This is a genomic window from Providencia sp. (assembly GCF_052096715.1).
Taxonomy (GTDB): Bacteria; Pseudomonadota; Gammaproteobacteria; order Enterobacterales; family Enterobacteriaceae; genus Providencia.
In genome coordinates this window covers 24,714-35,414 of sequence record NZ_JBQDNB010000039.1, presented here as the reverse complement: position 1 = coordinate 35,414, position 10,701 = coordinate 24,714, and the positions used below count along the sequence as shown (strand labels likewise).

General features: G+C 40.3%; 15 protein-coding genes. 4 read left to right on the top strand and 11 right to left on the bottom strand.

Annotated elements, in window-relative coordinates; translation table 11 throughout:
- Window positions 1-61: 61 nt before the first annotated feature.
- From ACTH6U_RS20115 to ACTH6U_RS20105, 3 genes are read left to right on the top strand one after another with little or no spacing between them, the layout of a single operon-like run.
- On the top strand, window positions 62-544 hold the full coding sequence (locus tag ACTH6U_RS20115) for a ribonuclease domain-containing protein (RefSeq protein ID WP_441832998.1): 483 nt from the start codon (window positions 62-64) through the stop codon (window positions 542-544).
- A gap of 13 nt (window positions 545-557) precedes the next feature.
- The gene (locus ACTH6U_RS20110; RefSeq protein ID WP_336430209.1) at window positions 558-863 is read left to right on the top strand and encodes a barstar family protein; all 306 of its coding nucleotides are present in this window, start codon (window positions 558-560) and stop codon (window positions 861-863) included.
- A 42-nt stretch (window positions 864-905) separates the two neighbouring features.
- Window positions 906-1,499, top strand: a complete 594-nt coding sequence (locus ACTH6U_RS20105; protein WP_294106476.1) for an RBBP9/YdeN family alpha/beta hydrolase — start codon at window positions 906-908, stop codon at window positions 1,497-1,499.
- A gap of 48 nt (window positions 1,500-1,547) precedes the next feature.
- Here the strand turns inward: ACTH6U_RS20105 and yjgA are convergent, their stop codons facing one another.
- Entirely contained in the window at window positions 1,548-2,093 is a 546-nt protein-coding gene (yjgA, locus tag ACTH6U_RS20100) for a ribosome biogenesis factor YjgA (protein ID WP_294106477.1), read from the bottom strand.
- A gap of 322 nt (window positions 2,094-2,415) precedes the next feature.
- Here yjgA and pmbA point away from each other — a divergent pair, with 322 nt between their 5' ends.
- Window positions 2,416-3,756, top strand: a complete 1,341-nt coding sequence (gene pmbA, locus ACTH6U_RS20095) for a metalloprotease PmbA (RefSeq protein ID WP_441832997.1) — start codon at window positions 2,416-2,418, stop codon at window positions 3,754-3,756.
- Window positions 3,757-3,910: 154 nt separating this feature from the next.
- On the opposite strand, the gene rnk is transcribed toward pmbA, so the two are convergent.
- The 10 genes from rnk to kdsC form a co-directional block, all read right to left on the bottom strand.
- Window positions 3,911-4,321, bottom strand: coding sequence for a nucleoside diphosphate kinase regulator (rnk, locus tag ACTH6U_RS20090; protein WP_294106482.1), 411 nt, complete (start codon window positions 4,319-4,321; stop codon window positions 3,911-3,913).
- A gap of 190 nt (window positions 4,322-4,511) precedes the next feature.
- Window positions 4,512-4,784 carry a PTS phosphocarrier protein NPr gene (gene npr / locus ACTH6U_RS20085; RefSeq protein ID WP_294106487.1) on the bottom strand — a complete coding sequence of 91 codons (273 nt, stop codon included), beginning with the start codon at window positions 4,782-4,784 and terminating at the stop codon, window positions 4,512-4,514.
- Window positions 4,784-5,635 carry an RNase adapter RapZ gene (rapZ, locus tag ACTH6U_RS20080; protein ID WP_294106490.1) on the bottom strand — a complete coding sequence of 284 codons (852 nt, stop codon included), beginning with the start codon at window positions 5,633-5,635 and terminating at the stop codon, window positions 4,784-4,786. Before rapZ ends, npr begins: the two co-directional genes overlap by 1 nt.
- A 198-nt stretch (window positions 5,636-5,833) precedes the next feature.
- Window positions 5,834-6,301, bottom strand: coding sequence for a PTS IIA-like nitrogen regulatory protein PtsN (gene ptsN, locus ACTH6U_RS20075; RefSeq protein ID WP_294106495.1), 468 nt, complete (start codon window positions 6,299-6,301; stop codon window positions 5,834-5,836).
- A gap of 104 nt (window positions 6,302-6,405) precedes the next feature.
- Window positions 6,406-6,693: a ribosome hibernation promoting factor gene (hpf, locus tag ACTH6U_RS20070; RefSeq protein WP_294106498.1), complete on the bottom strand. Its 288-nt coding sequence runs from the start codon at window positions 6,691-6,693 to the stop codon at window positions 6,406-6,408.
- 22 nt (window positions 6,694-6,715) lie between these two features.
- On the bottom strand, window positions 6,716-8,158 hold the full coding sequence (rpoN, locus tag ACTH6U_RS20065) for an RNA polymerase factor sigma-54 (protein ID WP_294106501.1): 1,443 nt from the start codon (window positions 8,156-8,158) through the stop codon (window positions 6,716-6,718).
- Between the two features lie 95 nt (window positions 8,159-8,253).
- A complete protein-coding gene (lptB, locus tag ACTH6U_RS20060) occupies window positions 8,254-8,979 on the bottom strand; it encodes an LPS export ABC transporter ATP-binding protein (RefSeq protein WP_294106503.1) in 726 nt (241 codons plus the stop codon).
- A gap of 5 nt (window positions 8,980-8,984) precedes the next feature.
- Complete coding sequence (gene lptA, locus ACTH6U_RS20055) at window positions 8,985-9,548, bottom strand: lipopolysaccharide ABC transporter substrate-binding protein LptA (RefSeq protein ID WP_294106506.1); 564 nt, start codon at window positions 9,546-9,548, stop codon at window positions 8,985-8,987.
- Entirely contained in the window at window positions 9,532-10,125 is a 594-nt protein-coding gene (gene lptC / locus ACTH6U_RS20050; RefSeq protein WP_441832996.1) for an LPS export ABC transporter periplasmic protein LptC, read from the bottom strand. Before lptC ends, lptA begins: the two co-directional genes overlap by 17 nt.
- A gap of 16 nt (window positions 10,126-10,141) precedes the next feature.
- Window positions 10,142-10,690 carry a 3-deoxy-manno-octulosonate-8-phosphatase KdsC gene (gene kdsC, locus ACTH6U_RS20045; protein WP_441832995.1) on the bottom strand — a complete coding sequence of 183 codons (549 nt, stop codon included), beginning with the start codon at window positions 10,688-10,690 and terminating at the stop codon, window positions 10,142-10,144.
- Between the last annotated feature and the right edge of the window lie 11 nt (window positions 10,691-10,701).

The window sequence follows — 10,701 nt, the reverse complement described above, 5'->3', positions numbered from 1 at the left end:
AGGTGACTAGGGTGAGTGAGCGTAGCTAACACGGCTACAAATTGAAGAATGAAGGGGATAGATGAATAAACGAATTATTTCCGTGATCCTCATGGCTATTTTAATTGCCATTAGCCTTTATTTTAAAGGCGACGATCTTCATGACAAAGAACAGGTCGAAAGGCCTATTTCTCCGCCTGAGCAGTCGATACGTAATGAAAATGCACAAGAAATTGATGCGCTAACACAGCAACGTAATGTGGTTAGCTATGTGCAGAAACATCAAAAATTGCCTGATTTTTATGTGACGAAAAAAGATGCAAGATTAGCGGGTTGGGATGCTAAAAAAGGCAATCTTTGCGAGGTATTACCGGGTAAAGCGATTGGTGGTGATAAATTTTTGAATCGTGAAAAGCGTTTGCCAATTTCACCTAATCGTCAATGGTTTGAGGCGGATATTAACTACCGTTGTGGTCATCGAGGTGCAGATCGCCTGATGTATTCCTCTGATGGGATGATTTTTGTCACATTAGATCATTACAAAAGCTTCCAGCAAGTGAACTAGAAGGTCATCAGCAATGAACCATAAAGTTGTTTTTGATTTTAATGAGATTAAAAGTATTGAAGATTTTTATGCTCAATTTCAACAACAGTTTTCGCTGCCAGCTTGGTTCGGACACAATCTTGATGCTTTGTGGGATATGGTTTCTGCGGGTATTGAATTGCCCGTCACCATCGTTTTTGCGCATATGACCTCAATACAGCGAATTGAATTCTCGAATATTATTGATGTGATGAATGACGCACAAGATATGTGGGAAAATGAATTTATTTTTGCCTTAGATATAACAAAAAACTCTAATAAATCCGCTCAAGACCTATGATACAGTTATATGTAATTCATTTATTTTGAACGGAACCTTTCTATGGGCAGTATCACATCTAACATTGGGCAATTTAACAATAAAAAATTTGTTATTGTGCATGGCTATACCGCATCCCCCGCTAAAAACTGGTTCCCTTGGCTTAAAGCTGAATTAGAGTCATTGGGTGCATTAGTGAATGTGCCTGAAATGCCAGAACCATTATCGCCTAATCCTCAAAAATGGCAGCAGCACTTGATTGATTTACCTATTGATATTGATAAAAATACGATATTGATTGGGCACAGTCTTGGTTGTGTAACAGTATTGAGATTTTTAGAGCAGTTAGCCGTACAAGGTAAAAAAGTCGGTGGCTATATCTTAGTTTCAGGCTTTGATAGTGAGCTGGAAACATTGCCAGAGTTAAAATCTCATACACCTAACAAATTAAATTATGCCGCATTAATTGGCATTGCAGATGAGCGAGTCTCAATCATCTCAACTAATGATGAAATTGTTTCTCCGCAATCATCGAAAGTACTCGCAGAGTCGCTACAAACTCAGGTCATTATGGAAGAGCAGGCTGGTCATTTTTTAGATAGAGAAGGGTATGTTGAGTTTCCTACGATTCTCTCGGTGATAAAAAATCGATTTTAATATCAAGAAACTCCCCTAAGCCAATATTTTGGCATAGGGGAATATCAATTAAGCGCTTTCAGATAGCTCTTTCAAATATTGGAATATTTGACGGAAAGCTTTAGGGGGCTTATTACCTTCACGCTCTTTTTTTGCATTACGTACTAGCACCCTAAGTTGCTGCCTATCCGTATGCGGGAACAATGCGACGACTTCTTCTATCACGTTATCGCCATTTTCGATTAAACGCATACGTAAATCTTCTAGTTTATGAAGATAAACAGCTTGCTGATTATGGCGATTCTTAAGTTTATCAAGTGCTTCAGTAATTGGATCTACATCACGAGAGCGCAGTAATTTACCAATAAACTGTAATTGACGGCGACGACCTTCACGGGTGATCCTTTGAGCTATTTCAATTGAATCAAGTAATTGGGTATCTAATGGAATACGCTCAAGCTCGTTTTTGCTTAAATCAACAAGCTCGGCTCCCAGTTTTTTGAGGATCTCAGCATCGCGTTTAATTTCGCTTTTGCTGACCCAAATAATTTCATCATCCTCTTCTTCTTGCGGCGCTGGGATATCATCCAGCCAGTCTTCAGGCTGTGTGGCCATATTGATTTTCCTTTTTACAAAACGTGGTCATGTAATTTACATGAGCGATTGCGTGTAATTTACATGACCTACTGAGTCACGAATGTTAACATTCTTATATTCATGATAGTTCAAATTACATGAGTGTAGGCCGTGGGGGATAACTTAGATCATATATTATTATATGTTCATTGAGATAGCTCTACTTACTGTTTATCTATAATTTGAATTTATTGGGCTATATTAAACCTATTGTAACTGGGAAAATGCCCTAATGACTACCTGACATTTACTTATCAGTGTAGAAAATGGCTTTTTTCCTCAATATTATTGGATTAAATGCATGAGTGTAACTGATCAAGTCAACGAACAACGTAAAAAATTAGAAGAAGCTGTCGCCCACGCATTGGAATTTGCCAAAAGTCGTTGTGATGCGGCAGAAGTTGCAGTAAACAAAAGTACCGGAATTAGTGTCAGTACTCGCCAAGGTGAAGTCGAAAATGTTGAGTTTAATAGTGATGGTGCTTTAGGGATCACCGTTTATCATCAACAACGCAAAGGAAGTGCCTCTTCAACGGATCTAAGCCATGATGCAATTGAGCGTACTGTACAGGCTGCGATTGATATTGCATGTTATACCTCACAAGATCCCTGTGCGGGAGTAGCAGATAAATCATTATTAGCGTTTGAAGCTCCGGATTTGAATCTATTCCAAGCGACTGAAGTATCACCTGAAGATGCTATAAAATTGGCTTCGCGAGCTGAAATGGCGGCATTGAATGCGGATCCTCGTATTATTAATACGGAAGGTGGTAGCTTTAACGGTCATTATGGGGTCAGAGTCTTTGGTAACTCCCATGGGATGCTGCAAAGCTATAGTTCTAGTCGCTATTCTATGTCCAGTTGTGTTATCGCAGAGCATGAAGGTGCGATGGAGCGTGATTATGCTTATACCATCGGTCGTAGCCTTAATGCACTTAAATCCCCTGAATGGGTGGGACAAGAATGCGCACGCCGTACATTGTCGCGCTTAGCGCCAAGAAAGCTCCCTACCATGAAGGCGCCAGTTATTTTTGCCTCTGAAGTGGCGACAGGATTATTTGGTCATTTAGTTGGTGCGATTAGCGGCAGCAGTATTTACCGTAAATCCTCTTTTTTGCTTGATAGCTTAGGTAAACAAATTTTGCCAAGCTGGTTAACAATTAACGAGCAGCCTCATTTGATGGGCGGCTTAGCCTCTTCACCTTTTGACAGTGAAGGTGTTCGCACTACTGAGCGCAATATTATTGAAAGCGGTGTATTGCAAACTTGGCTAATGACGAGTTACTCAGCTCGAAAACTCGGTCTACAAAGTACCGGTCATGCTGGTGGTATTCATAACTGGCGTATCGCTGGGCAAGGGCACTCTTTCGATGCATTGTTAAAGCAGATGGGAACAGGGCTAGTTGTCACTGAACTGATGGGACAGGGTGTGAGTGGTATCACGGGTGATTATTCTCGTGGTGCATCAGGCTTTTGGGTTGAAAACGGAGAAATCCAATATCCTGTCAGTGAAATTACAATCGCTGGTAATCTCAAGGATATGTGGGCAAATATGGTGACTATTGCCGACGATATTGAAACTCGCAGTAATATTCAATGTGGCTCGGTGTTACTTTCACAGATGAGTATTGCAGGGGAATAGATTCTCTTTGTTACTCTTCATAATATTTTTTAGCTAAAAAATTGCAATAAAAAAAGGCACTCATTGAGTGCCTGAAACATCTAGAAAACTTATTGGAGTTTCTTGGTTGAAACTTTTTTTATTAAGTCTTTTCTATTTTTATAAGCTCAAGGCTTTAGCGATGGAATTCACCAGCCGCTTCTGGCTGATAAATAATCTCTAATACTCTAACGCGAGTTGCAACACCATTTGGTAGTGCCCAACTAATTTCATCGTTAACGCGCAGACCTAACAGCGCTGCGCCGATTGGTGCCATCACTGATAGTTGCTCCGCACTATCTTTCAATGATGCTGGATAAACCAGCGTACGAGTACGTTCCTCATTACTAATTAGGTCAAGGAAACGGACGGTACTGTTCATTGTGACGACATCCGCAGGCATTTCCTGTGGGGTAACAATATCAGCACGGTCAAGTTCTTCATTCAGCGCATCTGCGACAGGCGTATCTGCATAAGCGGGTTGTTCCATTAGCGCATCTAAGCGTTCTGCATCTAAATCATTGATAATAATTGTTGGCTTTGTCATACCACACTCCAATAGAGACCTACAAAGCAAACACCCCCCACCCAAAAGGTAGGGGGTGTCGCTATAAATTAAGTTGTTTAAAATATTAGGCGCTATAAGCTTTAAAGGGAAGAGATCATGATCACGATCTCAGGCCTGTACCTGTAAAATCACGCATATTGATAAATTCATTAGTCATTTTTTGATTCAATTACTCTTCATCAAAACCACTATTGAATAGGTTAATTATTGCGGATAACGCCTGATCTTCATCTGGGCCGCTAACCTCTATATCAATTTTACTACCTTGTTCCGAGTCTAACATCAACATCGCAATAACGCTATCGGCCTCAGCCTCAATTTGGCTATTATTACGCAAAATAACCCTTGAGTTAAATTGTTTAACCAAATCATAAAGTAACATAGCAGGTCTTGCATGCATACCGAGCCGGTTTTTGAGCGTTATTGTCGCTTTTACGGTCATTACTTGCGTTTTTCTAGTGTTCTATGACGTGACTGGACGTTTTTACCTCTAGAGCGAAAGTAATCTGCTAACTGCTCTGCAACATAGACGGAGCGATGTTTTCCTCCCGTACAACCGATAGCGACAGTTAAATAGCTACGATTATTCGTTTCTAACATTGGTAGCCATAACTCGAGGTAACTGCGTGTTTGGTAAATAAAATTATGGACTTCAGTGTGCCTATCTAAGAAGGCCGCAACGGGGCGATCTAAACCAGTCATTGGGCGTAGTTTCGGGTCCCAATGTGGATTGGGCAAAAATCGTACATCAAAAACATAATCTGCATCAATCGGTATACCATGTTTGAAACCAAATGATTCAAACACCATGGTGAGCTCTCGTTCACGTTTGCCCATTAAACGCGTTCTAAGCATCTCAGCGAGTTCATGAACTGACATCTCTGAGGTATCAATGACCAAATCAGCTCTTGAGCGTAGCGGTTCTAGTAGCTCATTTTCTTCATCAATCGCACTTTCGAGTGATAAATTTTTGCTTGAAAGAGGATGTAATCGACGGGTATCACTATAACGGCGAATAAGCGTGTTACGATCAGCATCCAGAAACAATAGCTGTGGAGAGAAGGTTGGTGGTAATTTATCAATCGCTTCTTCGAAAATCTCTGGGTTATCAGGCATATTACGCACGTCAATGCTCACCGCCGCTGAAATATTACGTTCAGCGAGTGAATTAGCCAGTTCCGGTAGTAATACAACCGGTAGGTTATCCACACAGTAGAAACCCATATCTTCCAGCGCACGTAAGGCCACGGATTTTCCCGAACCGGAACGGCCGCTGACAATCATCAGCACCATGAGTACACTCCCTTCTGTTTCTTGATGAACTGTTTTTTTGATGATCGATAATTTAATGATCTATCCGCTTAATGATCATACGTTATTGAGTAAATTTAACTATTTAATCTATCGTCGTATCGACTCTTTTTTAACAGTATAAACCATAATAATTTCATTACGATATTACGATATCACGATAAGGCGTAAACTTATAACTTACTCAGTAATTATACTATACAGCTCATTATCACTTTGTGCAGAGCGCAAGCGTTTACACAGGGTTTTATCTGCAAGCTTTTTAGCGATAAGCGACAGTGTATGTAAATGTGTTTTACACTGATCTGATGGAACAAGTAATGCGAAAAGTAGATCAACGGGCTGATTATCAATCGCATCAAAAGCGATAGGCTCTTCTAAATGTAAAAAGACGCCAACAGCGCGTGCATTTTCACTTTCATTCAGTTTGCCATGCGGAATGGCAATTCCGCCACCAATACCTGTAGTACCGACTTTTTCTCTGGTTAATAATGCTTCAAATACCGTGTTTTCCGGTAATCCCAACTCAGCGGCAGCCAATTCGCTAATAATTTCTAATGCTCTTTTCTTACTTGTACACACTAAGTTATTACGTGTGCAGGCTGATGATAAAACAACGCTTAATTGGATTTCTATATCACTATTCATTTTATTATTCACTTAGGACTACAAAACCAGATGGTGTATACCACCATCTGGTTTGGAACATTCATCGGCTAGACCGTAACAATGGCCTAGACCCTATCAATGTATTAGTGTTGTCTCAGTTTTTCTTTGTGTTTAGTTAATTGGCGTGACAGTTTGTCAACCAGTAAGTCAATTGCTGCATACATGTCGTTTTCTTCCGCTGATGCATGAAGCTCGGCACCATTAACTTGCAGGGTCGCTTCAGCAATTTGCTGAACTTTTTCAACTTTCAGGACGACTTGAATATTGTTAATACGATCAAACAATTGCTCTAGTTTTTTGAGTTTTTTCTCAACAATTTCGCGCAATGCTGGGGTCAGTTCAATATTGTGTCCAGTAATCTGAAATTCCATACAACCTTCCTTATTTTATCAATTAAACCAGTTGTTTACGCTGATTTGACGGCGGAATAGATAACGATTCACGATACTTAGCAACAGTACGACGAGCAACTTGAATACCTTGTTCGGCAAGCATACTCGTCAATTTACTATCGCTCAATGGTTTTGCTGGATTTTCAGCAGCAACCAGTTTTTTCACCAAAGCTCGAATTGCCGTTGAGGAAGCTTCTCCTCCGGTGTCCGTGCTTACGTGGCTGGAGAAAAAATACTTCAACTCAAAAATACCTCTAGGACTATGGAGATACTTTTGAGTTGTTACTCTTGAGATTGTTGATTCATGCATGTCTACCTGATAAGCAATGTCTGCCAATATCATGGGTTTCATATATTCGTCACCGAGCTCAAAAAATTCTTGTTGTTGCTCAACAATACAGGTTGCTACTTTGAGTAGTGTCTCATGACGACTTTCAAGACTTTTTATCAACCATTTCGCATCTTGTAGATGACTGCGAATATACTGTGAGTCACCTTCACTTACATTATCATTTATTAATGAAGCATAGTGATGATTAATGCTTAGTTTAGGGATGCTATCTGTATTTAACTCAACTTGCCAGTGCCCATTATTTTTTTTCACCAGAACATCTGGAATGACGTATTCTGATTCTCCAGTATTGATGGATTGCCCAGGTTTTGGATTCAAGGTTAATATTAGGTCTATCGCAGTTTTGAGCGCATCTTCTTTTAGACGCGTCAATTTACTTAACTGGCGGAAATCGCGGTTTGCCAGTAACTCAATATGATTGCTAATAATCTGTTTGGCTTCTGATAATCCTTGAGTTTCTTTTGGGTAGAGCGAAAGCTGAATGAGTAGACACTCTTTCAAGTCTTGCGCTGCGACACCTAAAGGGTCGAAATGTTGAATGCGTTTTAGAACCGCAATAACTTCTTCTACGCTAATTTCAGGATTATCAATTCCTTCATGGATATCCGCTACCGTAGTGGTGAGATAGCCCGAATCATCAATGGAATCAATTATTGAAGTTGCAATTGCACGATCAGTATCAGTAAACGGTGTGAGTCCAGCTTGCCAGATGAGATAATCTTGTAATGTTTGAGTAGTTTCACCTTGATAAACGGGTAGTTCATCAAAGCTATAGTCACTGCTAGTGCCTGAAGGGGTTCCAGCGCTGTAGATTTCATCCCAATCTGCATCCAGCGGTAGCTCATCAGGCATATCATTTTTTTCTAATGCTTCTTTTGTATCTATTTCGCTGCTATCAGTGATGTGTTCTTGATTGTCATTCGGTGCGAGCTCATCTAATTCATCTTGTTCAAGCAAAGGATTCGTTTCAAGTGCTAGTTGAATTTCTTGTTGTAGCTCAAGTGTAGACAATTGTAACAGACGAATAGCCTGCTGCAATTGGGGGGTCATCGCGAGTTGTTGACTGACTCTGAGCTGCAAACTTTGCTTCATGAATGTGTTCTGCTCTCCGTTTTAATTTCAATCGTTTTAACATTTAGCTGATTTCTATCTTAGCAAAATCCTATCGTAAGATAAGCTTTAACTCTTTATAACCGGAAACCTTCACCTAAATATACGCGCTTAACTTGTTCATTTTCAAGGATCATTGCCGGTGTACCATGGGCAATTAAGTGGCCTTGACTGACAATATAAGCTCTTTCACACACATCAAGAGTTTCACGGACATTATGGTCAGTTATCAAAACACCAAGGCCATAGTCACGTAAATGTTGGATTATTTTCTTGATATCTAATACTGAAATAGGGTCAACACCAGCAAAAGGTTCATCCAATAGAATAAATTTCGGATTAGCTGCGAGTGCGCGGGCAATTTCTACTCGGCGACGTTCACCGCCAGACAGTGATTGACCCATGCTGTCTCGAAGGTGAGTAATACTGAACTCTTCCATGAGCTCTTCAGCTCTTTCTTTACGCTGCTGTGTGTTTAGGTCATGGCGAATTTCTAATACTGCCATTAGGTTATCATAAACACTGAGGCGGCGGAAAATAGACGCTTCTTGAGGAAGATAGCCAATGCCGCGACGAGCACGTTCGTGCAGTGGCAGTAAGCTGATATCTTCACCATCTATTAAAATTTTACCAGCATCCCGCTGAACAATACCGACCACCATGTAAAAGGTGGTTGTTTTACCGGCACCGTTTGGTCCAAGTAGACCTACAATTTCGCCGGATTTAACCTCAAGGCTAACATCTTCAACAACCTTGCGCTTTTTATAGGATTTAGCCAGATTCTCTGCGGTTAGTGTTGCCATAACGATTATTTACTCTTAGTCGTATTTGCTGATGAACTTGCCGCTGCTGGGGCTTTCTCTTGTAATTGTGCCGGCAATATTACGGTTGTTACACGTTTGCCTTTATCACTGAATGCTTCCATTTGCTGCGTTGGGACGACGTAAGTGATTTTATCGCCTTTGATATTGCTATCTAACTGCTCAAGATAAGCGTTGCCTGTTAGGGTAACGAGTTGTTTATCAACTTCATATCGCGCTTTTGCTGCATGACCTTTAATTGGTTTGCCATCATCTTGTAATTGATAAAAAGTGACAGGAGTACCGAAGGCTTCAATCACAATTTTATCAGAGTCACTGCTTGGACGAGTGACGACAACTTTATTGGCTTTTATGTCGATAGAACCTTGCTTGATCACAACGTCATCAGTGAAAGTCGTGATGTTTTTTTCTAGATCAAGGGATTGCTTGACCGAATTAATCGTCATTGGCTGCTGAGTGTCACTTTTAAGCGCCATAGCGGGTAGGCTAAGAGCCAAAATTGCACTGGCAATAGCTCCTTGAATAAAATACTGCTTAGTGGCTTGTTTCATTTTGTTGCTCTTCTGGTTGTAACACATAATGAGTTTTCACATCTTCGATTAATTCTGCAGTTTTGGTACGAAGATTTCCCTTCATTTTTAAACCGGTAGAATTGAGTCCTTGTCCAATAATGGTGACTTTATCGTCAGATGAAACGTCTTGTGTTGTCAAATTGACAACTGCACTTTCAGTTGTAATTCGTTGTAACTGTGATTCTTTCGTTAAGCTATTGACCTGAACATCACTATAAAGATAGAGCACATTATCTTTGGTTAAACGTGCTTTGAATGAGCTAATTGTCCACGTTGGTATGCCTGCGTCATTATAGGTTGTCAACACAGGCTTGGAAAACCATGTAATTTTGCTTTCTGTGTAGTTGTCAATTTTATCAGCGACAAGTTTATAAGATAAATCACCGGTCGGATTATAGACGAAAGTGACTGAATCATCAGTCTGATAATTAGGTTGACCATCATTTATTACACTACCTGTCATGTTTACCGCGTCGTTACCGGATAAATTCCAACCGATAAGCCCAAGGACAATCAGCGATAGAATAATAATTAACCACTTCTTCGAATTGCTCATAAATGATATCTATTCTTTAAATCGATAAGCCTTTAGCTTCTTCCAATTTATTTTGTGAAAGAAGAATGAGGTCACATAGTTCTCGAACGGCCCCTTTACCACCACTAATTTGAGTGACATAGTCAGCTTTAGGTAGTAATAACGGATGAGCATCTGCTACAGCGACGGATAGACCGACTTTTGCCATTACAGGCCAATCAATCAAGTCATCACCAATGTAGGCTATTTCTTCTTGAGTTAATTGTAGTGTATCTAACAGTTCGTGATACGCCAAAAGCTTATCGCTCTGTCCTTGGTAAAGATATGTAATACCCAATGTTTTGGCTCTATCTTCAAGAAGTTTAGCTTGTCTACCAGTAATAATAGCAACTTCAATCCCAGAGGTTAGCAAACAGCGAATACCATAGCCATCGCGTACATTGAATGCCTTGAGCTCTTCACCGTTATTACCCATATAAATCAAGCCGTCAGACATTACGCCATCAACGTCACAAATAAGCAGTTTAATTTTTGCTGCTTTTTCTATCACTACATTAGCGATAGGGCCGTAGCAGGTGTCTTTCATTATTCTTCCCT